Here is a 22,374-nt window from a genome sequence, read left to right on the forward strand (position 1 = left end):
TCGCCCTCATTCTATAATACCCATAATTTGGATTGCAATCAGAGTATAGATCCAAATGGGGTTATTTAATAGCACTTTTCTTGTTTTTCCTTATATTTTCTCCTTTTTTCAACTACATACTAAATATTCCATATTGTGAATTCATGTGAAATAATCTCTTGCTTTAATCTTGAGGGGTATGATAAGATTCAGACAAAATTTAAAGGCAATGAAACCGCCAAGGGTTCAACCTCTGATTATCATGAGGTTGGCCCTTTTTTGCGTTTACAGGCCACGAAGGGATGGAAATTGATTATGATTCAACAAGAAGCCGTTTATCATCGCATGGGGCAGAATTGGTCATATGCCTACGATGAGTCTACACTGCATATTCGCATAAGAACTAAACGGGATAACGTGTCAAAGATTGATCTTTTTTGCGGAGATAAATACAGTTGGGACAAAACCCATGAGGTTATTCCCATGCAGCACATGGCTTCTGATAGCTTATTCGATTATTGGCAGGCTGCGGTCCGTCCTGTTTATCGCAGACTCACTTACTATTTTGCACTTTATAACAAAGATGAGGTCCTTTATTATTTGGAAAAAGGCTTCTTCTCAGAGCCTCCAGTCATAATATATGAGGGCTTATTCGACTTTCCTTTCTTGAACCGTGAAGATGTACACTCCCCTCCAGCATGGGTAAAGGATGCAGTATTTTATCAAATTTTTCCGGAGCGTTTCGCAAATGGCGATCCTACTAACGATCCGGCAGATGTGCTAGATTGGGGCGGTACACCGAGTCCCCGGAATTTCTTCGGAGGAGACTTGCAAGGTGTACTAGATCAATTGGATTATCTCTGTGAATTGGGCATTACCGCCATCTATTTCAATCCTCTGTTTGAGGCAACCACCAATCATAAATATGATATAAAGGATTATTTCTTGGTGGACCCTCATTTTGGAACCAACGCTTTGCTAAAAGAACTTGTTGACGCCTGTCATTCCAAAGGTATCCGCGTCATTCTAGACGGTGTCTTTAATCATTGCGGCCATACCTTTCCGCCATTTGTTGATCTGCTCACCAACGGGCGTTCTTCCCGTTATGCCGATTGGTTTCATGTGCGTGAGTGGCCACCACAAGTCATCGACGGCATTCCCACCTATGACACATTTGCATTCGAGCCTATCATGCCAAAATTCAACACTGAGAATCCTGAAGTCAGAGAGTATCTGTTGAACGTTGGTCGTTATTGGATTGAGGAAATCGGTGTAGACGGTTGGCGGCTTGATGTCGCGAATGAAGTCTCTCATACGTTCTGGCGACAATTCCGTAATACGATCAAAAGCATTAATCCAGAAGCCTATCTTGTAGGCGAAATTATGCATGACTCCTTGCCGTGGCTACTTGGCGATCAATTTGATGCCGTTATGAATTACCCACTAACCAACATTCAGATTAATTTCTTCGCTCACGGACAAATTAATGCTTCACAATTTTCTCTATCGATTGCTACTATGCTAGCGAATTACCCGCAGCAAATTACAGAGGCCAATTTTAATCTATTAGACAGCCATGACACAACTCGTTTCCTGACCCTTTGCGGTGGTGACATCCGGAGATTAAAACTGGCCGTTTTGTTCCAAATGACCTTTCAGGGAGCACCATGTATTTACTATGGCGATGAAATCGGTATGGAAGGTGAATATGACCCAGATAATCGTAAATGTATGGAGTGGGACATCCAGAAACAGAACAGGGAACTGTTTGAATACTATCGCTGGACGATCGGTCTTCGTAATTCGCATACTGCGTTCCGTAGTAGCGGCTTTAAATCGCTGGAGATCCCGGACCACCCAAGACTGCTTGTATATGAACGGTGGGACGAACATAACCGCTTCTTAATCGTGCTCAACAATGAAGAGGTGCTAGTCGACGCCACCATTCCTGTACCCGGGATGGATGCTATATGGGTAAACCTAGAGACGCAGAAGCGAACAGAAAAATTCACATCATTACTACATCTGAATCTGCCCGAATTCGGCTATGCGGTATTCCAAGCTGTTAATAAATAGTCCATAACAAGAGCCCCTCGCCATCTACGCCTTGCTCATCAATTGTTTCAGCCTATACGCCAAAGTTTAAATACGAAGTAAGATAACTTATAAGGAGTGATTGGTGATGAGTAACGTAGAACATAAAGTAGAGCATGAAGTAGAAAACGGAAGCAACTTTTTCAAAGGTATCTTTATTGGTAGCTTAATAGGTGCTGCAGCAGCCCTATTATTTGCACCAAAGCCTGGTCGTGAAATGCGCAGTGATCTGTCCGATAAACTTACGCTTGCTACTGACAAAACTAAAGAAGTTGCTGGTGTCGTAACTGACAAGACCAAAGCCATTGCCACAACGGTAGGTGAAAAAGCAACCGATCTGGCTAGTACAGTTTCAGTCAAAGCTTCTGATATCTACACTACTGTCAGTGACAGCAAGCAGCAAATTGCCGCTACCCTTCAAGAAGCAGGCAGCAAAATTGGTGACACTGTAAGTGAAGCTTCAAATAATGTAGCCTCTGATGTTAAAGACGCTTCTAAAGAAGTGGCTGACGAAGCCAAAGCATCCTCTAAAGAAGTCGCCGATGAGGCTAAAGATGCGAAAGAGGATGTTAAATCCTCCTATAAATCCAGTTACTAATCTGCGGCATAATACAGCTATCATTTCATTCGACAACAGCCAGCTGTCCGCAGCTGGCTGTTGTTTAGTTATACCCTATATAAAGTTTCATCTGATTGAATAGATCCTTAATGAATGCCCGATCGGGCTACAGAAAGCAGGGGTGCTCCATGGGAGAATCAAATAGCCAAACAAAAGCATATGAAATTGATGAACATCCTTTCGAATTACGGCATGAGGTCAAACGCTTAAACAATCGTCTGGATAAGATTGCTGACTCACTAGAAAAATCAGAATTTAAGGACATCCTTGATAACTACTCAGATCCCAAAAAAAGAATTATCACAAACTTGATGGCCGGTATATCCCGAGGTCTCGGCCTATCTCTCGGAACGTTCGTAGTCCTTGGTGTTCTGGGCTACATTCTTAGTCTATTTCTTGATGTTCCCGTGATCGGTGAGTACCTTGGCGAGATCAAAAAATACATTGATGCGAACAGCTAACAAGTGGGCTATTTATCGCCCATCTATCACCGCTCCCCCTTACCCCGCTTGTCCGGCTAATCCTTCAAGGTTAGCCGGACAAGCGGGGTAAGGGCGTTGTGGAACACAAATAAAGGACATGCTATTCTCCAGGCACGGAGAGAGGCATGTCCTTATCGTCGAACAGTAGAATTCAAATCCAGGTAATGTATATTACACATAAAGGAGCTCAATAGGATGAGTTGGCCATAATCTGCTTTAACTTCTCAGTGGCCCGCTTCTGTATCCGTGAAACACTCATCTGTGAAACCCCCAGCTTCTGAGCAATTGCCCGCTGGGATTGACCATCTTGGAAGGCTAGCAGCAACACTTGCTGCTCTTGCTCCTTCAATTGTCCTAGTGCTTGCTGCAGATCCATTCGTTTCTCTACAGTCTCGTAATCGTTCGCATCAGAGCTGATAAGCTCCCCTAGCGTAGCTCCAGTCTCCTCTTGAGAAAGCGGTGAATCTAGAGATACGTAATGGTAACATTCTCTGCCTGCCAGTACTTCTACAGTTTCTTCAACAGACAGATCAAGATAATGAGCGATCTCATCGACCGCAGGAGAACGCTCAAGCTTCACTGTAAGTTCATCAATCGCGTGTTGAACAAGCGCTCCTTTTTCTTTAATCCGTCTAGGAACCTGTATGTACCAAGATTTATCACGCAAATAATTCTTCATATGTCCAATCATGCTTTTCATCGCATAGGGCTCAAAAGGGATTCCGAGACTGATATCATATTGCTGCAGTAACCGGATGAGCGCCATTTGCCCGACCTGATATAAATCCTCATACAAGTCGGGGCGATTACGGGAAATCTTCCCAGCAGCCATTTTCACCATAGGCTCATATTTCTGTATCAGCAACGTCGCCTGATCGTTATCCTTGGTCTGCTGATACTCCCAAATTTGGGTGACTGCTTCATTCATGGACTCGGGGGGAGTCACTTTGTCACTCATACTTTCTCCTCGCTAAAATTAAGGTGCTTCTTCAAAGTTACCACCGTCCCTTTTCCGGCTTCACTTACGACACTAACGTCATCCATCAACGCTTGCATTAAGTAGAACCCTAACCCGCCAACCTGAACGTCACTTAACTCCTTATCATGCAGTGTCATACGTTCATTAGACTTGTCCAAGCCGTCAAAGCTCTCCCCTTCGTCTTTGACTGTAATGGATAAGGAGCTTTCCTCTACCTCAAAAATAACATCTACTACTCCGTCTTTTTGGCCATAAGCATATAATACTGAATTGTTACACGCCTCTGACACTGCCACTTTCATGTCTTCTATATCCTCATAGGTGAAACCCATTTTCGAGGCAATGCCGTATAAATTCAACCTAACAATATCCACATACTCTGCGCTAGCAGGCAACTGAAGAATTACTTTTTGCACATCATCACTCATTCTTTGTTCTATCCTTTCCTAGTGGGAATTCTCTTGGGAGGCAAAAAACTTGGAAATACCAGTCATGTCAAACAACTTCTGAATTTGTGGAGGAACATCCTCAACCATAAACTTAACGTCCATTCCTTGTCTTGATTTCAGGATCGAAAGTAGAATACCAATCCCTGTGCTATCGATGTATTTTAATTCTTTTAGATTAATAACTAAATCTAGTTTGGTGTCTCCCACAAGTGGCTCCATAACCAGGCGGAAATCGGAAGCAACTGATAAATCAAGTTCACCACTCAGGAAAACTGTGCATACATTCCCTTTGGTTTCTGTCTTAGCATGGAACTTGTTACTTTTATGCGTATTCATTAGACGATCTCTCCTGAACAAATATTTTCTATATTAATAACCTTAATGATATACCTTTGAATCAGATAACGTTAAAAAAACGGATTGGTAAATACTAGATTACGCTTGGAAAATAGATATATCAGGTTCTACTAATACATTGTCGTTGCTAGAATATCGAGAAATAATTTGTTTTATACTACTCATCTTCAGCGGTTTGCTGATGTAATCATCCATTCCAGAGGCCTTACAGCGATTCTGAATTCCTTCCATGACGTTCGCCGTCATTGCAATGATAACGGTCTTCTCGGCAGCAGGACCACCCTCTCGACGAATTTGAGCGGTCGCCTCCAAGCCATCCATCACTGGCATTTGAAGGTCCATAAAGATAAAATCATAAGGATGTTTAATCGCCATCTCCACAGCCTGTTGACCATCTTCAGCCATATCGGCCGCATAGCCCAGCTTATCCAGCATGCTGACCATTAGACGCTGATTAATCGGATGGTCATCCACAACAAGGATTCTACTTCTTCCCTCTTGATTGGAAACAGGATGTGTGGATTCCTCTTCTTGATATCCACCTATCAAATCTTCTCCTGGCATAGATACCTGAATCGTAAAGATAAAAGTGGCTCCTTTTTGCTCCATCGATTCTACCCGAATTTCTCCGCCCATCATTCCGACAAGAGATTTACATATAGCTAGTCCCAGACCTGTTCCCCCATATTTCCGTGTCATGGAAGAATCAAGCTGCGAGAAGGGCTCAAATAGTCGGTCACATTTCTCCGGAGAAATACCAATCCCCGTATCCATAATTGTGAACTCAACTTCCATTTTATGATCCGCAACGCTCTTGATCGAGGCGACTAGATAGACCCCACCTTGATTTGTGAATTTAACTGCGTTAGCGATCAGATTAATTAAAACTTGGCGTAAACGAGCCATATCCCCATATAAAAGTCGAGGCAATTTCTGATCAATAAAATAAGCGAGCTCCAGGTTCTTCTTTCCTGCTTCTATCGAGAAGAGGCTGAACACCTCTTGAATACAATTTCGGAGTTCAAATAAGTGCTCTTCAACTTCCATTTTTCCAGATTCCATTTTAGTAAAATCAAGAATGTCGTTAATTACCGTAATCAACGTGTCCGCACTTTTCCGAATGATCTCCGAATATTCCTTTTGCTCAGAAGTAAGATCCGTCTCCATTAATAGATCGATCATGCCAACTACGCCGTTCATAGGTGTACGAATTTCATGACTCATCATGGCTAGAAATTCCGACTTTGCTTTCGAGGCAATCTCCGCCTCTTCTTTTGCCTTGATAAGCTCACTATTAATGATTTCCAGTTCTTTCGTCTTTTGCTGCAGCAGCATGGTTTGAGTCTGATGCTTCTTGCTCGTGATGTACATTTCGACAAAGCCTTGTATCTTAGAGTTCAAAATTTGTGGAATGAAAGGCTTGACCATATAATCAATAGCCCCTGCCGAATAGCCCGCGAATAAATGCTCCGCTTCTTTGCTATTGGCAGAGATAAAAATAATCGGAATTTCCTTCGTTTTCTCTCTGGCCTTGATCAATTTGGCAGTTTCAATTCCATCCATACCCGGCATCTGTACATCTAGTACAATGACAGCAAAATCATACCTTAACAAACAGCGCAACGCTTCTTCACCGGAGGTAGCTTTAATTAGCTCGTAATGCTGGCTCTCAAGCACTGCCTCCAGCGCCAGCAAATTTTCAGGACGGTCGTCTACTAGTAGTATATGAATTGGTTCTTGAAACCCCATAGGACCACCCTCCTACATGCGTTATTTTATGTTACGGTATATTTTCTCCACTCTGTCTAAAGATTCATAGCAATCGCTATATTTCGTAAAGTGAATGGACTCCTTAGAGCCCAGAACAAGGATTCCAAAGCGACTTAGACTTTCATGAAACAACCCGTGAACATGATCACGAAGCTCATCATTGAAATAGATCATTACATTCCGGCAGAGAATAACATTAAATTCATTAAATGAAGTGTCAGTAGCTAAATTATGCTCAGCAAAAATAATATTTTTGCGTAAATAAGGTTGTAAAATAACTGAGTTATACTTCGCAGTATAGTATTCGGAAAATGCCCGGGTACCTCCTGCCTCCAAATAATTCTTTGTGTATTGCTTCATTCTGCTAATATCATAAACGCCTTCCTTAGCCTGCTGTAAAGAACGCTCATTCATATCTGTGGCATAAATTCGAGCCTTATCGTAAAGCCCTTCTTCATGAAGCAGGATGGCCATAGAATAAACTTCCTCCCCAGTGGAACATCCGGCATGCCAGATACGAATATAGGGATAGGTTCTTAACAAAGGAACTACCTTCTGGCGAAAAGTTAGAAATAATCCCGGATCCCTGAACATTTCAGTCACAGGAATAGAGAGACTGTAGACAAATCGTTCAAAACAAGCCCGATCATGCAGAACCTTCTCTTGCAGCGCGGATATGGTGAGTACATTCTCCGCATGAACATGATGCCAGATGCGCCGTTTTAATGAAGGCAACGCATAATTCCGGAAATCATAGCCATATAAACGGTGTACCCCATCAAGAAGCAGCTCAATCTCAATTTGCTCCAGTTCGTCACTTCCCGCCAGAACGGGTTGCTCCTCATATCCGTGTTCTATTGCTTTCATTGTTATCCCGACTCCCTTATCAACACGCCGTACTTTTGAAGAATGGCTTTTTGTTAGTTCTTTTAAAGTATTACCCCAATATTAAGGTTACGAATACAGCCAAACTCGCATTAAAGATAGAAGTTGACCTGTTGCAATTGGCTTCTTCATATAGTCAGAGGCTCCAGCTTCAATACATTTGGCACGATCCTCTTTCATAGCTTTGGCGGTCAGCGCAATAATAGGCAGTTTCTGATACTGTGGCATCTCGCGAATCCGGCGCATAGCCTCATATCCGTCCATTTCTGGCATCATCATATCCATTAGCACAAGATCAAAATCTTCTTGCTCTACCAGCATTTCCAGCGCTTCGCGTCCATTCTCCGCAAACTTCACTTCCATATGATACTCTTCGAGTACGCTGGAGAGCGCAAAGACATTGCGAATATCATCATCGACGAGCAGTATTTTCTTTCCTTCAAACAATTCTTCTTTATTATGAAGCTTCTGCAGAATCTTACGTTTATCTTCCGGAAGATTTGCTTCTACCCGGTGCAAGAACAATGTTGTCTCATCCAACAACCGCTCTGGAGAACGTACATCCTTGATAATGATTGATTCCGCATATTTACGCAGCTGCGTCTCTTCTTTGCCATCCAAATCCTTACCCGTATAAATAATAATAGGCAGATCATTTAATTCCTCATCATCACGAATCTGATCCAGCAGATCGAAGCCTGTCATATCCTCAAGCATCAAATCTAGAACCATACAATCATATCTCTGCTTCCGCAGCTCATTCAGTGCTTCCCCGCCAGTTGAAACTGCGGTTATGGCCACATCGTCGTGACCGATCAACTCCATGATAGAACGACGTTGAATCTCATCATCCTCTACAATCAGCAAGTACTTCAACGTACTGGAGGTGTAGTTCTCGATTTGCGAGAAAGCCCGTTCTAGCGCCTCTCTAGAAGAAGGTTTTCTTAAATAAGCCATTGCCCCCATCATAAGCCCCTGCTTCACTTCATCATTTACAGAGATGACATGGACAGGGATATGGCGAGTCTGTGATGCACTCTTTAGTTCTCTAAGGATGGTCCAGCCATCCATAACCGGCAGCTGAATATCAAGAATAATCGCATCTGGTAAATAAGTCTTCGCCATCTGCAATCCGGTATCCCCTTGGAGGGCTACCAGTCCTTTGAAGTTGCGGCCATGAGCCATATCCAGCAGTATTTTTGCGAAGCTCTCATCATCTTCAATAATAAGTAAAACCTTATCATTTGCAGTTAATTGATCACGATCATCATCGATCACCAATTGTGGGATAGGTGCATGAGCCTGCGTTGGTACAAGGGTTGGAAGTATATCTCCAATATACCCCTCGAAGGTTGCATCTTCTCTAGAAGCAGCAGCTTCTATTACTGCAGGTTGCTGCTTAATATAATTCCCTACAACTGGCAAATACATAGTAAAGGTACTACCTTGGCCCTCACGGGATTCCAGTACAATAGCTCCACCCATTAAACGTGCTAACTCACGGCTAATGGACAAACCTAAGCCTGTCCCCCCAAATTTACGGCTGGTAGTTCCATCCACCTGTTGGAAGGCTTCGAACACAATATCAGTTTTGTCTGCCGGAATACCAATTCCGCTATCCTTTACAGCAATAGCAATATATTCAACTTCACCTGGCAGATCTAGCGGAATAAGATTGTCATCTGCTTGGCTAACCGAGAACTCAATAAATCCTTCCATCGTAAATTTAAAGGCATTAGAAAGCAGATTTCTTAGCACCTGCTTCAACCGATGACCATCGGCAATGACACTATCTGGCAGCGGCTCATTAAAGGTAATTTTTAAAGAAAGTCCCTTTTTGAGCGCTTGCGGAGCAAAATTCTGCTTCACAAAGCTCTTCAGCTCCGTTAATTTAATTTCTTCTTGGTTCAGTTCCATTTTGCCAGCATCAACCTTGGATAAGTCCAAAATCTCATCAATCATCTTAAGCAAGTCTGCACCTGACATATAAATCGTATGTGCAAATTCAACCTGTTTCTCTGACAAGTTGCCATCCTTATTCTCCGTGAGTAGCTGCGACAGAATCAAGAGACTGTTGAGCGGAGTTCGCAATTCATGAGACATATTCGCCAAGAACTCTGATTTATATTTACTAGTAACAGATAATTGCTTGGCCTGTTTCTCTAATTGAATTTTTGCATGCTCAATTTCATCTTTCTTCTCTTCAACCTCCTGCACTTGTTCCTCTAAAGCGCGGGTCTTGGCAATAAGTTCCGTATTATAATGCTCCAGTTCTTCCTGCTGACGCTGGAGCAGTTCTTCCGAACGTTTAAGCGCATCCGTCTGCTCTTCCAAGTTCTCATTGGAACGACGCAATTCCTCTTGCTGAGTCTGTAGTTCCTCCGACTGACACTGCAGCTCTTCCGTAAGAGCTTGTGAATCACGCAACAATTTCTCCACGATCAAACGACGGCTAATATTATTAAAAATAATACTTAAATTATTAGCGAGTTGTTGCAGCAAATCATTTTTCAAACTGCTAAAAGGTTGGAATGAAGCAAATTCTACTACGCCTAGCAGTTCGTCTTCAAAAATAAGCGGATGGATAGAAATATATCCAGGTTGCGCATCCACGAATCCGGACTTAACGGATGAATAGTCTTCAGGAGCCTTCTCCAGTCTGATCGGGTGCATATCGAGCGCACTTTGTCCTACAAGCCCTTCTCCAATCACAAACCCGTCCTTAGGTTTCTTATCATTATCTACTGCATAATATCCACTGCTTCGTAAAAAGTCAGGACGATTGGCATCTTTTAAATATACAGCTCCGAACTGTGCTCCCAGCACAGGGGTAAACTCATTGATGAAGGTCTGTGAGACCTGATCCAAGGAGCTAACACCTCGCAATAGTTCCGTCACCCGAGCAACATTCGCATTCAGCCAGGATTGGTCATTCTGCGCTTGCGCATAGGCCTGTTCCATTTGCTGCTTCTGTTCAAGATCTAAAGCCATCTTCTTAAAGACAAGAGCAACCTCACCAATTTCATCTTTAGTAGTAACCTTTATACGCCGTATGGCCCTCACTCTACCGTTGCCAAAGCTGGTAATCATCATCGAAACGACATTAAGCCCCCGAGTGATGCTTGGGATGATCCATAAAACCACTCCAAGTCCGAGAAGTAAGCCCATAATCATCATTAGAACTACCATCTGAGTCGAACTTTTATAAGCTTCGTTGGCCTTCGTACTCTCTTCATTCATAATAAAAGCATTATAATCAGAGAGACTGTTCAGAGCGTTTAACACGGCATTCTGAATCGCTTGTCCCTCTGTGTTGGAATACGTGCTAGCATTCTGAAAATAACCAGCCGATAGCAGTTTCAATACCTTTTCCTGATAATTTAAATAAGTGGTGTACGCATCATCTATTTGACCAACCATTTGCATTTCTTCAGCGCTAGTCATCGATGCTTTTATTTTCTCGTAGTGCTCATTCGCTTTAGTAATCTTTTTATTAATCTCATTCTTTTGAGATTCTACCGATGATGCATCTGCACTTAACATGGTCGTGGTCAATATTCGCGCCATATCATTGACTTCTCCACGCATCCCCGAAGAAGACCGCCCCTTCATATATCTATCCTGATACCCTTCCAGTTGGTTATTCATATAATTTAAGCGGTCGTATCCTATCATCGTAAGTGCAAGCATAATCGCTAACATGGCACTGAAGCCAATTAAGAGTTTAGCCTTTATCTTCATTCTCTATCTGTTCCCTTCTTCAGTGAGATCCACACAATACACTTATCATCATCACGCTCTTTAGGAACCTCAACATTGAAAAAAGCAGCTCGAATAGCTTCTTCGTTCCACTCATGTTCAACATTTAAATGTTGAATCATAAATTTCAGCTGCTCTTCTTGTTCGCCCTCAACCAGCTCCAATAGACCATCTGTATAAAGAACTAGATGCCCTTCATCTTCATAGGTTAAGCTCTGTGGCTGAATATCAATCCGTTCAAACAGACCTACCGGGTGACAGTTACTTTCCAGCATGACTGGAGTCTTAGCCACACCTTCAAAAAATAGCGCAGGTGGATGCCCGGCGTTGACGTAGTCAATACGTTTCATACGGGTATCTATCACAAGATAAATGGTCGTAAAGTAATATTGGATCAGCTTTTTCTCAATATAGAGCTGATTAAACCTTCGATTGAGCTCCTGAATTACCTTTTCCGGCTCTACATACGTAGTTACCGTGTCCTTTAACACAGAAGCAAGAAACATACAAAAAAGAGATGACGATATTCCGTGTCCCATAATGTCCAGCAGGATCACGCCATATCGGCCATCACCAAGGGGGTACCACGCGTATAAATCACCGGCAAGCTCAGAGGATGGCTGATAGATGGCATTGACCTCAAAATCCTCTTCCTGAAGAGGCAAGCTCAACACAGCATTCTGAACAAGTGCGGCCAGTCTCAATTCTTCTTGAATTCGCTGATCTCGTTCCTTATGCCAATCTTTCTCTCGCTTCAACCGCAGCGCGAGTCGAATTCTGGCCATCAGCTCCACTTTGTTAATGGGTTTCGTAACATAATCTACTGCACCTGCATCCAGTGCTTCTGCCAGCTTCTTGGAATCTCCAACAGCTGTAACCATTATTATTGGAATATCCTTTAGGTGTTCGTATTGCTGTACAACACGACATGCCTCGATTCCATCCATTTCAGGCATCATCATATCCAGTAAAATCAGATCGATATCTGACATCCGAGGACGTCCATCTTCACTCACAGAACCGATACCCAACCGTGTAAGCATCTCTTTTGCAGAGGATGCGGTTACGAAATTTCGGTAATCTTCTTTTTTCAGGATTTCACGGATAATGATAACATTAGTCGGATTGTCATCTACGATTAAGATTCTCATCATCTTCACCTCACACGAATAGTATTACGAATGTAAAAATCTGCGACTCATTACCTATATCATACGCTATTTAAATGTGTTATTTCTATTTTTAATATATGTAAATATAGTAATAGGTTCATTTACGCATTCAGCAAAGTAACCTCCCGAACCACTACATCTAGTGGTTCGGGAGGTTACTCTATGGTAAAGACAGCCTCTGTTTATTAACCAAAATGATCAAAAGTGAAACATATTAAGAAGAAATACTATCAAATAAATCAATACCTTCAAATTCACCTGCCAAATTTCGATATATTTTGAGCGCATTGTTTCCTCTCATATATACATCACCATCTTCGGCAATAAAATACGGTTTACCCAAGGTCGATTGCACATTATCCTTCATGGGATCAATTCCCACCCCATTTACCTGTAGACCAAACTGCTGTGCTTGAGAAGGTGAGACATGCACATACAGTACAAACCCCTCACCAACACCCACTGTTACATCTGCGTATTGGTACTCCTCTGTCCCTTGCAATGGATCATTTGTTACCGCCAGCGGATTGCCCTTGGCCAGAAGCAATTCTTCCTTCGTAGCATATAAAGCAACACCTTGCAGTGAATCAAACTGATTTATAGCAGGGCTTGTTTCTGAGGAATGTTCAAATGTAAGAACTGTCTTAGGCTGATCACTAAAAGTCGAGATAGGCGTCAACTGTGGAGACGCATCAAAGTATGGGGAAAGTAGACTAAACAAGAGTATGATAATGTTCATGTTGTTATCCCACCTTTCTTATCTGCAGCCGCCATTTACAGAGGACTTGCTGCCTTAACTTTAATGACGGAATTTTTTCCAAAGAGTTGCAGCTACATCTACACTTTTTAACACAGTAGCTATTTTCCCCGGTGCTTTCTCGTTATTAACAGCATCATAGGAGTTTACCGTACGTTCCTCAGCAGGAGTCAGCGGAGCTTCTTTTATGGATATCCCCTTACGCTTCTCTCTCAGTTCATGTGATTTACGATATCTTTCAATCACAGTTACTGAAACTTGCTTAACGGTTAAGGTTAACTCATTCATAACTTCTCCCAAATTCTTCACAGAATCTATGACAGGATCAATCTTCTGAATTTTATTCTGTACATCAGCGGTAATTTCATTTGCATGTCTGACTGTAGTCTTCACTTCATAAGTCAGTTCATCCATCGTCTTCTGCACTTCCACCAAGGTCTGGCTTACTTTGTCGAGGGATTGCTTCGCTGACTGCAAAGTCTTAATTAGAAAGAAAACAAGTATTGCGAATGCGATAGCAACGAGAGCTACACTAAGTTCAATGATCATATTCATAACCCCTTCCAAATCTCATAAATAGTGGCTAATCAGCCTTGTATACTGCATAGTTACCCCTACTACCATATGCCGAAACAATCTGTCGAGCGTTGTCAAAATTCCCTGCTCCCCTTTGTTTCAGAATCAAAGTTCCCGTTTATACAATGACTACAAATCAAAAAAAGGATAGGTGATATGTAATGTTAAAATGGTCCGCAATTCTGCTAGTTGTAGCTGTAATCGCTGGTATCTTTGGTTTCTTCAATCTTGTAGCAGCCGCTGCTGGTCTTGCAAAGATACTATTCTTCGTATTCTTGGTTCTGTTTGTTGTTTCCCTCTTCACGGGACGCAGAGGTAGATCGATGTAGCCTCCTCCCATATCTATCCATATATCTTATTCATCATGCAGAAAGTATAGGTCATTCCCACACAGATGTCACTTGAGAAAATAAGAAAAAGTTTTGAAGTTAGATCATAATGAGGAGGAACTTAACATGAAAAAATTCGCCAGCATTACACTTGCCTTGGGACTTATGGCTTCAATAGCAGCTACAGCATCAGCCGCTGAGGTAACAGGGACAACTACAGATTCTACGCCCGGAACTGGAAGCACTTACACAACATCTTTTGAAACGATCATTACCCCATCGGATATTACTCCAGCCACACCACAAATTGTTCTAACCGAAAAAACAGCTTTCCACTTTTCAGTTGGCAGTATGATTCCTGCAGGCTGGCTTAGCGCTCAAACGCTTGATACCACAGGTGAAGTGATTACGGATACTTGGGGCAATGAATGGAGAGAAATCTACACTTGGCTAGGAAAAGCGTGGGTAAAGGTTCCTGTTGCTGCCAATGTAATTATGTAATTAGTACAGAAAAGATGATAACAAGCATAAACGCCTTCGGCGTCCCTATAAGGACGGCAAGTGTTTAAGCGAGAAATATAAGGATAATTTATAGAACGGAACATATAAATTCTTATATTTACAAAAAGCTACCCCCTCAGTAGATCATTCTACTGAGGGGGTAGCTTTTGCGCTTACGCCGCCTTTGTTCACCCGTCACAAACATGCGATGCTGCCGCTTCTGTATACCTATATAATTATCGGATGACCGATCCCCCGAAGAGGAAACGATTCGTCCAAGAAGCGCTTAATTTATCTACTTTCACCCCGCCTGAAGCTACGGAATACGTATGGAGAACTTGTCCATCTCCTAGATACATAGCAACATGCGATATTCTTGCCTTAGATTTGTCGATCCCTTCATACGCTGAAGCGGAGTTCCCTTTATAATCCATAAAGAACATTAGATCGCCGCGTTTCAAACCGGAAGTAGACGTAACTACCGTACTATTCGATTTCACCCAATCTCCCTGTTGACGGGAATCAGCAGGCAGTTTCAAATTCACAGCATCCATGAAAATTTGCCGGATAAAATCAGAACAATCGAAGGTGCTTGTATCATATCTGCTGGAACCAAACTCATAAGGTGTACCCAGATAGCCCATACCTGCTGAGATTACGCTCTCGATTTGGGCAGAAGCCCCAGGTGTAGAAATAGGTGGTACTGGTGCTGGCGGCGTTGGTGTCGGCGTTACCGTCCCAGTCCCCCCATTATTAGCGAACGAAGTATATTGATCACTTGAACTTATATATCCAATGCTACCATCAGAGGTTTGAATTTGATACCAGGAGCTGTTCGGCTGTGCCAGAAGCTGTACTTGTTCCCCCTTCTTCAGAAGTCTCAGTACTTTTCCGCTTGTAGAAGGCACAGTTCGAAGATTCACTCCGTACTTTATGGTTCCCGTTTGTGCTGTTGGTGTACCTACTGAAGATGAATTTACGCTGATATACTTATCATCTGTACTAGTATAGCCTACGGAACCATCCGCTGCTTTCACCTGATACCAATAGCTATTCGGTTGTGCCACAATCTGCACTTGATCTCCTTTTTGCAAATACTTCACTACTTCTCCATTTGTAGAAGGTGTACTGCGAAGGCGAACACTTGCCTCGATGACCGCTGTTTGACCGGCTGCTGCTGCCATAACTGAATTTGATGGACTTGAGGCTGCTGCTGCATTTCCAGGAGCAGATACTCCTAAACCTGCAACAATTGCAGCTGAAACCAATAAGGATGCTGTTAATTGCTTATGTGATTTAATCATACGTTCCCCCAATACCATGATGAGATTTCAACAAAGGTGTGAACTACATTCCTTTATGCCCTCATTATAGGCTTGCCCGGGATTTGGAACATGCTCCAAATTGCACATATAATCATGCCACTTTATGGTAAAATACAGGACTAAAGTCTTGAATCCTCCTTAAATATGTTTGTTTTTTCCTTAAAATAGAATTTTTTTAAATTTAATCTTTAGGTTCCACATGCACCTGTACATTCATAATATTGTGTAGCTTGCTCATTCTCTCTTCAATGGAGTCACTGATCCTATGACCTTCCACCACTGTAATATTCGCGTCTACCTCCACTACAACATCCACGTGTACATGATTCCCATGAACACGTGCCTTCACATCTTTAATCCCCTCTACTCCCGGTGTTCGAGCAATCGTACTACGTAGATCCATCAATCTATCTTCATCAAAGCCATCCGTAAGCCGGTAGGTCGAGTCACGAAAAATATCCCATGCCGTCTTAGAGATAATCAGTCCGACAACTACTGCCGCCGCAGAATCAATCCATGGCAGTCCGAACTGAGCACCTACAATCCCAACAGCAGCACCTATACTAACCATAGCATCGGAAAAATTATCTTTCGCCGCTGCCATGAGTGCACTACTATTTATCTGCTTAGCCAGCCTTTTGTTGTATATGTATACTCCCATCATTGCTACTGCACACACTAGAGCCACACCAGCAGACCATAGCTGCGGGGTTTCCTTTGCACGATCGAAAAAGGACCGCACCGCCTCCACAATCACTTGAATACCTACTACCGCCATAATAAAAGAAGCCAACAATGCAGCTACTGTCTCTGCCCGAAAATGTCCATAAGCATGGTCAGAGTCAGGTGGCTTCCGCGAAATCTTTAGACCAACCAACACGGCTGCAGATGCTACGATGTCAGTTAAATTATTGACTCCGTCCGCGACCAATGCACTAGAGGCGAATAGATAACCGCTAACCAGCTTGAATGTCGATAAAATGAGGTAAGCCGCTATGCTAACCCAAGCGCCACGCTCGCCTTTACGTATATCTTCGTAAATATCAACCATTTTGGCTATCTCCTCGTTTTCTGTTTTGTTAGAAAAGAATTCTTTCAATTATTCTTGCCCTTGTAGCAGCATTTAAAAACAATTAGAATAAAGTGAAGGACTTGCTTCAAAGGAGGTTATCATAATGAGCGAAAACAATGAAAAAGGAAAAATCAATTTAGCTGAAGCTATCCGGCAAAAGCTGGAGCAGAAGAAACAACAATCTTCCTCCAAACCTGGATCAACTTTTCAGGCCGGATCCGCTAAACCACTAAAAAGTCAGAATAACAAAAAGCCTAACAACCAACGCCGTCGTACCGGCGGATCCTAGTACTATTTTATAAACATAAAAGGCTGCGCATCCCTCAGGGACAACGCAGCCTTTTATGCGTTCGTCTGCCTTAAAGGATGGGCTAGAACTCATCAAATTCATAACTGATTCTCTTTATTGTACAATTAGACAACTGAAAACATGCGCTTTGGGAAACCTCAAGTGATAAGGATTCCTGTCTTGTAAGCCCAGCGTATACTCCCCGTAGAATTCTACTTGTTAATCCATGTGTAACCGCAATGACCCGCGGAGTGGAGGACAAGCTATCCAGCCAGTCTGTGACACGCTCCTGAACCGCTTCATAGCTCTCTCCATCTGGTGAACGAAAATACCAATCATACATACTCGTATCTTCAAGACTATTTGGCCAGCCCTGCTCAATTTCCTTGAGCGTTAGCCCTGACCAAGAACCAACGGAAACTTCACTTAACCTAGAATCCGTTTCTATTTTATTGAAATCATAACCTAAGATTTCACACAAAATTTGTGTGCTTTGCAGCGCTCTCCCAAGTGGACTTGAAATCACCTTCCATTCGGAGGGATGCTCCACCGAATAACGAAGCAGCCTACCCATTTGTCTGACTTGATCCATTCCATGCTCAGTCAGAGGTGAATCCAATTGTCCTTGGTAACGACCTTGCGTATTAAACTCGGTCTCCCCATGCCTCATAATAAAAATAGTTCTGTCCACATGCTCCACCTACCGTGACCTTTTCAAAATCAAAATTATAAAGACAGCTACCCTAATCCTATTAGGATTAGAGTAGCTGCTTGACGGGTTCCTTCCGCATAACGGAAAGTAAATATTATACTTCTACAGGATACATGCGTTGGCGCATTTCCTTAATTTCAGGATTCTCTAAATACTCATCGTAAGTCATCGTGCGATCAATTACACCTGTAGGTGTGATCTCGATGATACGGTTAGCAATCGTTTGGATGAACTGATGGTCATGGGAAGTAAAGAGAATAGTCCCGTCGAAATCGATCAGTCCGTTATTCAGTGCCGTAATGGATTCCAGATCCAAGTGATTGGTAGGTTCATCGAATACAAGCACGTTCGCACCGTTCAGCATCATCTTCGCCAACATACAGCGAACCTTCTCGCCCCCGGACAATACACTCGCTTTCTTCAGTGCTTCTTCTCCGGCGAACAGCATCCGTCCAAGGAATCCACGCAGGAACGTCTCATCCTGATCTTTAGAATACTGACGCAGCCATTCTACGAGATTCAAGTCCACGCCATCGAAATAGCTGGAGTTATCTTTCGGGAAATAAGCTTGAGTTGTAGTGACGCCCCACGCATATTCACCCGCATCCGCTTCCTGCTCACCCATGATCACATCAAATAGAAGTGATTTAGGCTGGGAGTAAGGACCCACGAAAGCAATCTTATCACCTTTGTTAACTACAAAGCTGATTTCATCAAGAACCTTCTCACCTTCAACCGATTTGGTCAATCCGCTGATCGTCAGAAGCTGCTTACCTGCTTCACGTTCAGGTTTGAAGTTGAGGAACGGATATTTACGGTTAGATGGACGAATGTCATCCAACGTAATTTTCTCGAGTTGTTTCTTACGAGAAGTCGCCTGTTTAGACTTGGAAGCATTGGCCGAGAAACGCTGAATAAAGGCTTGCAGTTCCTTGATCTTGTCTTCCTTCTTCTTGTTCGAATCACGCTGTAAAGCTTGAGCAAGCTGACTGGACTCGTACCAGAAGTCGTAGTTACCAACGTACATCTGGATTTTGCCAAAATCAATATCCGCAATATGCGTACATACTTTGTTCAGGAAGTGACGGTCATGGGATACGACGATAACAGTACCTTCATAATCCATGAGGAAGTTCTCTAACCAGCCAATCGACTCTAGATCCAAGTGGTTGGTAGGCTCATCGAGCAGGAGGTTGTTTGGACGGCCAAACAAGGCTTGTGCCAAGAGTACCCGTACCTTCTCATTGCCGCTCAGTTCGGCCATTTTCTTATCATGCAGTTCACGCATAATGCCCAGACCGATCAGCATAGCCGCCGCATCCGGCTCTGCATCCCAGCCATTAAGTTCGGCAAATTCGCCTTCAAGCTCACCGGCACGCAGACCATCTGCTTCCGTGAAATCAGACTTCGCATAAAGCGCGTCCTTTTCTTTCATGATTTCATAAAGACGAGTGTGACCCATAATTACTGTTTCAAGTACTGGGAATTCATCGTACTCGAAATGATTCTGCTTCAGAACTGCAAGGCGTTCACCTGGTGTTATATGAACATCACCCGTGTTCGCTTCAATCTCCCCAGACAGAATTTTCAGAAAGGTTGATTTACCAGCACCATTGGCACCAATCAAACCATAGCAGTTACCAGGGGTGAATTTTATGTTTACATCTTCGAAGAGAGCGCGTTTTCCGTAGCGGAGTGTTACGCCGCTTGTGCTAATCATTACGCATTACCATCCTTTTCACTTTAGGGTTTCGGCTCATTATAGCATAAAATCAGTGCAAAAATCCCGTGAAATAGGCATTTAAGCTGATCTCACTCCTACGAAACTTATTCCAACTGTTTTACGGCGACAACTTTTAAGGAGGAATTTTTTCAATTATTCCCCAGATGTGCGATTCTCCTTTTGTACGACCAGTGTTTCTCCATAACCGAGTGTACGAATTCTTTCCTCCGAAATCGCATGTTTAACTCGGGCGTTCTCCATGCGATCCAGTGCTTCCCGGGCGGTATCATCCGCAAGTCTGAAGGTACCGTAATGCATCGGAATCATGGTCTCCGCCCCTACATCTAGGAAAGCTTGAATGGCTTCCTCAGGATTTACATGCTGAGAGGTCATGAACCATTCCGGTTCATAAGCCCCAATCGGCATAAGCGCGATATCGATCTTATAACGACTTCCGATCTCCTTAAAGCCTGGAAAATAACCGCTGTCCCCAGCGAAATAAAGATTCGGAGAAGACTTCTGATTTCCGGAATCAGCGGGCTCCAAGATGTACCCACCCCAATGAGAAGTATTCGTATCCCATGGTGTTCTCCGCGTCCAGTGCTGAGTAGGCACAAAACTAAGCTTGATCTTACCTAGCTTAATCTCCTGCCACCATTCCATTTCCACACAGTTGCGGAACCCTTTTCGAAGCATTTTTCGCTTCAGACCAACAGGAACTACAAGCGTTGTCCCTGCCCGATATAATTTGCGGATAGAGGCGATATGCAAATGGTCATAATGAGAGTGCGAAATCAGAATCAGGTCAATCGGTGGCACTTCGCTAAGTGGAATCCCAGGTTGTCCCAGTCTTTTCTCAAAGCCCAGCCTTCTCGCCCAGATGGGATCTGTAATGATATTCATCCCTTCATATTGAAGGAAAAATGTTGAATGCCCAATCCACGTAATGGTAGACTCCAATCGATTCTCAGACAGATAAGATAATCTGGGCGGCGTATTCGGTACAACATATGAATAGTCCTTCTTCTTGCGACGACGCTCCTCACGCCACTGGCGAAATTCCTTTAATGATTTATCGGTACTTACATTATCGACGTTATGGTAACGAGTTTTAGGCATACAACACCTCTTCTACAGAAGTTTACCGAGCAATCCTAGCTTTAGCGAATATACTACAACTATATTGAACAGCAGCGTATTTTGCAAAATATACAAATAGCATGATAAAGGTTCGCCCTTTTATTCATCACAATTGCAGACTTTAGCGAAATAATAGAAGAGTTCTTTTGGTTTCACACCAGAAATGAGATAATATGTGTATAAAGTATGGCGGTGCATATACCGTTCAAGGGGGAGCTACGTATGAAGATTACTTTTATTGAACCGACTCCAAGTCCAAATACGATGAAGCTACATTTGGACGAAAGTTTAGAACCCGGAATTCGCAGAACCTATACTCCAGAAAGTGAGCGTTCCGCACCTGCTTGGGCACGTGAAATGTTAACGATACCGGGCGTTATTAGCATTTATCATGCTGCTGACTTCGCAGCACTTGAGCGCAAAGGCAATGCCGATTGGGCAGCCATTCTAAGAGAAGTTCAAAGCCGCTTCGCTAACAGCGAAGGTGTAACTGGAGATTGGAGCCTAGCTGACGAGAATGCCGGTGCTCATTTTGGGGAAGCGCAAGTCTTCGTCCAATTATTCCGCGGAATTCCGATGCAAATCCGCGTCAAAACGGGCGCGAATGAAGAGCGCATATCCTTAGCTAACCGCTTTACTAAAGCGGTTATGGATGTGGCTAGCGCCGTGATGATCAAAGAGCGCAAGCTCACCGATTACGGCGTGCGTTATGGCGAGCCCGCGGACATTGCGCGCGAGGTCGAGCAAGAGATCGAGGCAGCGTATCCGCAGGAACGCCTCGACTCCCTCGTGCAGCAAGCCATTGCGCACGGAGCCGAAGGTGAGTTCGTCGAGCAGAGACGAACTCGCACACAGGATGAGCTGCTGCGAGACCTGAAGCATGAAGATTGGCGCGTGCGCTACGCCGCGCTAGAGGATCTTACGCCGACGGCGGAGCTCCTGCCGGAGCTTAAGGCGGCGCTACACGATCCCAAGCTGCATATTCGCAGGCTTGCGGTTGTGTATCTAGGCGACCTTCGCACACCTGAGGCGATGGAGCTGCTCTATGAGGCGATGGCTGACAGCGCCCCAGCCGTAAGACGTACGGCTGGCGATACGCTGTCCGACATCGGCGATCCTGCCGCCACGCCAGTGATGACGGCGGCGCTAACAGATAAGAGCAAGCTTGTCCGCTGGCGCGCAGCTCGTTTTCTCTACGAAGTTGGTACATCCGAAGCTCAAGATGCGCTCACACTTGCAGCGGATGATCCAGAGTTCGAGGTTGGCCTTCAGGCCAAGATGGCTTTGGAGCGTATCGCCTCAGGTGAAGCCGCAGCAGGCACCGTATGGCAACAGATGTCAGAACGCCGTCGTAATTAACATGGAAGTACCTGATTTTGTCATTGCTTTGAGAAGTAAACTTGCT

General features: G+C 43.6%; 21 protein-coding genes. 7 read left to right on the forward strand and 14 right to left on the reverse strand.

Annotated features, from left to right (window positions below; all coding sequences use genetic code 11):
• Window positions 1-294: 294 nt before the first annotated feature.
• The 3 genes from H70737_RS25630 to H70737_RS25640 all read left to right on the forward strand — a co-directional run bounded on the left by H70737_RS25630 (window position 295) and on the right by H70737_RS25640 (window position 3,153).
• The gene (locus H70737_RS25630; RefSeq protein WP_042194540.1) at window positions 295-2,055 is read left to right on the forward strand and encodes a glycoside hydrolase family 13 protein; all 1,761 of its coding nucleotides are present in this window, start codon (window positions 295-297) and stop codon (window positions 2,053-2,055) included.
• A 106-nt stretch (window positions 2,056-2,161) separates the two neighbouring features.
• A complete protein-coding gene (locus H70737_RS25635) occupies window positions 2,162-2,671 on the forward strand; it encodes a YtxH domain-containing protein (RefSeq protein WP_042191844.1) in 510 nt (169 codons plus the stop codon).
• A 149-nt stretch (window positions 2,672-2,820) separates the two neighbouring features.
• Window positions 2,821-3,153: a DUF5665 domain-containing protein gene (locus tag H70737_RS25640; protein ID WP_042191847.1), complete on the forward strand. Its 333-nt coding sequence runs from the start codon at window positions 2,821-2,823 to the stop codon at window positions 3,151-3,153.
• A gap of 208 nt (window positions 3,154-3,361) precedes the next feature.
• On the opposite strand, the gene H70737_RS25645 is transcribed toward H70737_RS25640, so the two are convergent.
• The 9 genes from H70737_RS25645 to H70737_RS25685 form a co-directional block, all read right to left on the reverse strand.
• Window positions 3,362-4,132, reverse strand: coding sequence for a sigma-70 family RNA polymerase sigma factor (locus tag H70737_RS25645; protein ID WP_042131042.1), 771 nt, complete (start codon window positions 4,130-4,132; stop codon window positions 3,362-3,364).
• Window positions 4,129-4,581, reverse strand: coding sequence for an anti-sigma B factor RsbW (gene rsbW, locus H70737_RS25650; RefSeq protein ID WP_042191848.1), 453 nt, complete (start codon window positions 4,579-4,581; stop codon window positions 4,129-4,131). The genes H70737_RS25645 and rsbW overlap by 4 nt, the downstream gene beginning before the upstream one ends.
• An 18-nt stretch (window positions 4,582-4,599) precedes the next feature.
• The gene (locus H70737_RS25655) at window positions 4,600-4,938 is read right to left on the reverse strand and encodes an STAS domain-containing protein (RefSeq protein WP_042131044.1); all 339 of its coding nucleotides are present in this window, start codon (window positions 4,936-4,938) and stop codon (window positions 4,600-4,602) included.
• A gap of 99 nt (window positions 4,939-5,037) precedes the next feature.
• Window positions 5,038-6,708, reverse strand: coding sequence for a response regulator (locus H70737_RS25660; protein WP_042191849.1), 1,671 nt, complete (start codon window positions 6,706-6,708; stop codon window positions 5,038-5,040).
• 21 nt (window positions 6,709-6,729) lie between these two features.
• Window positions 6,730-7,596 carry a CheR family methyltransferase gene (locus tag H70737_RS25665; RefSeq protein ID WP_042191852.1) on the reverse strand — a complete coding sequence of 289 codons (867 nt, stop codon included), beginning with the start codon at window positions 7,594-7,596 and terminating at the stop codon, window positions 6,730-6,732.
• An 87-nt stretch (window positions 7,597-7,683) separates the two neighbouring features.
• Window positions 7,684-11,355, reverse strand: coding sequence for a response regulator (locus H70737_RS25670; RefSeq protein WP_042191854.1), 3,672 nt, complete (start codon window positions 11,353-11,355; stop codon window positions 7,684-7,686).
• Window positions 11,352-12,524 (reverse strand): SpoIIE family protein phosphatase, encoded by a 1,173-nt coding sequence (locus H70737_RS25675; protein ID WP_042191856.1) that lies wholly within the window; start codon window positions 12,522-12,524, stop codon window positions 11,352-11,354. Before H70737_RS25675 ends, H70737_RS25670 begins: the two co-directional genes overlap by 4 nt.
• Before the next feature lie 235 nt (window positions 12,525-12,759).
• A complete protein-coding gene (locus tag H70737_RS25680) occupies window positions 12,760-13,284 on the reverse strand; it encodes a hypothetical protein (protein ID WP_052404423.1) in 525 nt (174 codons plus the stop codon).
• 60 nt (window positions 13,285-13,344) lie between these two features.
• Window positions 13,345-13,851 carry a DUF948 domain-containing protein gene (locus tag H70737_RS25685; RefSeq protein WP_042191859.1) on the reverse strand — a complete coding sequence of 169 codons (507 nt, stop codon included), beginning with the start codon at window positions 13,849-13,851 and terminating at the stop codon, window positions 13,345-13,347.
• A 188-nt stretch (window positions 13,852-14,039) separates the two neighbouring features.
• Here H70737_RS25685 and H70737_RS30505 point away from each other — a divergent pair, with 188 nt between their 5' ends.
• Window positions 14,040-14,207, forward strand: coding sequence for a DUF1328 family protein (locus tag H70737_RS30505; RefSeq protein WP_042131050.1), 168 nt, complete (start codon window positions 14,040-14,042; stop codon window positions 14,205-14,207).
• 126 nt (window positions 14,208-14,333) lie between these two features.
• Complete coding sequence (locus H70737_RS25695) at window positions 14,334-14,708, forward strand: hypothetical protein (protein ID WP_042191861.1); 375 nt, start codon at window positions 14,334-14,336, stop codon at window positions 14,706-14,708.
• Window positions 14,709-14,944: 236 nt separating this feature from the next.
• Here the strand turns inward: H70737_RS25695 and H70737_RS25700 are convergent, their stop codons facing one another.
• Window positions 14,945-16,012, reverse strand: a complete 1,068-nt coding sequence (locus tag H70737_RS25700; RefSeq protein WP_042191863.1) for a C40 family peptidase — start codon at window positions 16,010-16,012, stop codon at window positions 14,945-14,947.
• 202 nt (window positions 16,013-16,214) lie between these two features.
• Window positions 16,215-17,084 carry a cation diffusion facilitator family transporter gene (locus H70737_RS25705; protein WP_042191865.1) on the reverse strand — a complete coding sequence of 290 codons (870 nt, stop codon included), beginning with the start codon at window positions 17,082-17,084 and terminating at the stop codon, window positions 16,215-16,217.
• Window positions 17,085-17,208: 124 nt separating this feature from the next.
• Here H70737_RS25705 and H70737_RS25710 point away from each other — a divergent pair, with 124 nt between their 5' ends.
• On the forward strand, window positions 17,209-17,394 hold the full coding sequence (locus H70737_RS25710) for a hypothetical protein (protein WP_042191867.1): 186 nt from the start codon (window positions 17,209-17,211) through the stop codon (window positions 17,392-17,394).
• An 82-nt stretch (window positions 17,395-17,476) separates the two neighbouring features.
• On the opposite strand, the gene H70737_RS25715 is transcribed toward H70737_RS25710, so the two are convergent.
• The 3 genes from H70737_RS25715 to H70737_RS25725 all read right to left on the reverse strand — a co-directional run bounded on the left by H70737_RS25715 (window position 17,477) and on the right by H70737_RS25725 (window position 20,948).
• Window positions 17,477-18,085, reverse strand: coding sequence for a histidine phosphatase family protein (locus H70737_RS25715; protein ID WP_042191869.1), 609 nt, complete (start codon window positions 18,083-18,085; stop codon window positions 17,477-17,479).
• A 115-nt stretch (window positions 18,086-18,200) separates the two neighbouring features.
• A complete protein-coding gene (locus tag H70737_RS25720; RefSeq protein WP_042131056.1) occupies window positions 18,201-19,826 on the reverse strand; it encodes an ABC-F family ATP-binding cassette domain-containing protein in 1,626 nt (541 codons plus the stop codon).
• Between the two features lie 156 nt (window positions 19,827-19,982).
• Window positions 19,983-20,948, reverse strand: coding sequence for an MBL fold metallo-hydrolase (locus tag H70737_RS25725; RefSeq protein ID WP_042191870.1), 966 nt, complete (start codon window positions 20,946-20,948; stop codon window positions 19,983-19,985).
• Between the two features lie 243 nt (window positions 20,949-21,191).
• Here H70737_RS25725 and H70737_RS25730 point away from each other — a divergent pair, with 243 nt between their 5' ends.
• A complete protein-coding gene (locus H70737_RS25730) occupies window positions 21,192-22,328 on the forward strand; it encodes a virulence factor (RefSeq protein WP_042191874.1) in 1,137 nt (378 codons plus the stop codon).
• The last annotated feature ends 46 nt before the right edge of the window (window positions 22,329-22,374 follow it).

The organism is Paenibacillus sp. FSL H7-0737 (assembly GCF_000758545.1).
Lineage (GTDB): Bacteria > Bacillota > Bacilli > Paenibacillales > Paenibacillaceae > Paenibacillus_AQ.

Excerpts from the sequence above, each read along its gene's own strand:
- H70737_RS25705 (WP_042191865.1), bottom strand. The coding sequence starts at position 17,084 with ATGGTTGATATTTACGAAGATATACGTAAAGGCGAGCGTGGCGCTTGG.
- H70737_RS25695 (WP_042191861.1), top strand. The coding sequence starts at position 14,334 with ATGAAAAAATTCGCCAGCATTACACTTGCCTTGGGACTTATGGCTTCA.
- rsbW (WP_042191848.1), bottom strand. The coding sequence starts at position 4,581 with ATGAGTGATGATGTGCAAAAAGTAATTCTTCAGTTGCCTGCTAGCGCA.
- H70737_RS25730 (WP_042191874.1), top strand. The coding sequence starts at position 21,192 with ATGAAGATTACTTTTATTGAACCGACTCCAAGTCCAAATACGATGAAG.
- H70737_RS25640 (WP_042191847.1), top strand. The coding sequence starts at position 2,821 with ATGGGAGAATCAAATAGCCAAACAAAAGCATATGAAATTGATGAACAT.
- H70737_RS25645 (WP_042131042.1), bottom strand. The coding sequence starts at position 4,132 with ATGAGTGACAAAGTGACTCCCCCCGAGTCCATGAATGAAGCAGTCACC.
- H70737_RS25675 (WP_042191856.1), bottom strand. The coding sequence starts at position 12,524 with ATGAGAATCTTAATCGTAGATGACAATCCGACTAATGTTATCATTATC.
- H70737_RS30505 (WP_042131050.1), top strand. The coding sequence starts at position 14,040 with ATGTTAAAATGGTCCGCAATTCTGCTAGTTGTAGCTGTAATCGCTGGT.
- H70737_RS25680 (WP_052404423.1), bottom strand. The coding sequence starts at position 13,284 with ATGAACATTATCATACTCTTGTTTAGTCTACTTTCCCCATACTTTGAT.
- H70737_RS25710 (WP_042191867.1), top strand. The coding sequence starts at position 17,209 with ATGAGCGAAAACAATGAAAAAGGAAAAATCAATTTAGCTGAAGCTATC.
- H70737_RS25630 (WP_042194540.1), top strand. The coding sequence starts at position 295 with ATGATTCAACAAGAAGCCGTTTATCATCGCATGGGGCAGAATTGGTCA.
- H70737_RS25700 (WP_042191863.1), bottom strand. The coding sequence starts at position 16,012 with ATGATTAAATCACATAAGCAATTAACAGCATCCTTATTGGTTTCAGCT.
- H70737_RS25660 (WP_042191849.1), bottom strand. The coding sequence starts at position 6,708 with ATGGGGTTTCAAGAACCAATTCATATACTACTAGTAGACGACCGTCCT.
- H70737_RS25720 (WP_042131056.1), bottom strand. The coding sequence starts at position 19,826 with ATGATTAGCACAAGCGGCGTAACACTCCGCTACGGAAAACGCGCTCTC.
- H70737_RS25685 (WP_042191859.1), bottom strand. The coding sequence starts at position 13,851 with ATGATCATTGAACTTAGTGTAGCTCTCGTTGCTATCGCATTCGCAATA.
- H70737_RS25725 (WP_042191870.1), bottom strand. The coding sequence starts at position 20,948 with ATGCCTAAAACTCGTTACCATAACGTCGATAATGTAAGTACCGATAAA.
- H70737_RS25670 (WP_042191854.1), bottom strand. The coding sequence starts at position 11,355 with ATGAAGATAAAGGCTAAACTCTTAATTGGCTTCAGTGCCATGTTAGCG.
- H70737_RS25655 (WP_042131044.1), bottom strand. The coding sequence starts at position 4,938 with ATGAATACGCATAAAAGTAACAAGTTCCATGCTAAGACAGAAACCAAA.
- H70737_RS25635 (WP_042191844.1), top strand. The coding sequence starts at position 2,162 with ATGAGTAACGTAGAACATAAAGTAGAGCATGAAGTAGAAAACGGAAGC.
- H70737_RS25665 (WP_042191852.1), bottom strand. The coding sequence starts at position 7,596 with ATGAAAGCAATAGAACACGGATATGAGGAGCAACCCGTTCTGGCGGGA.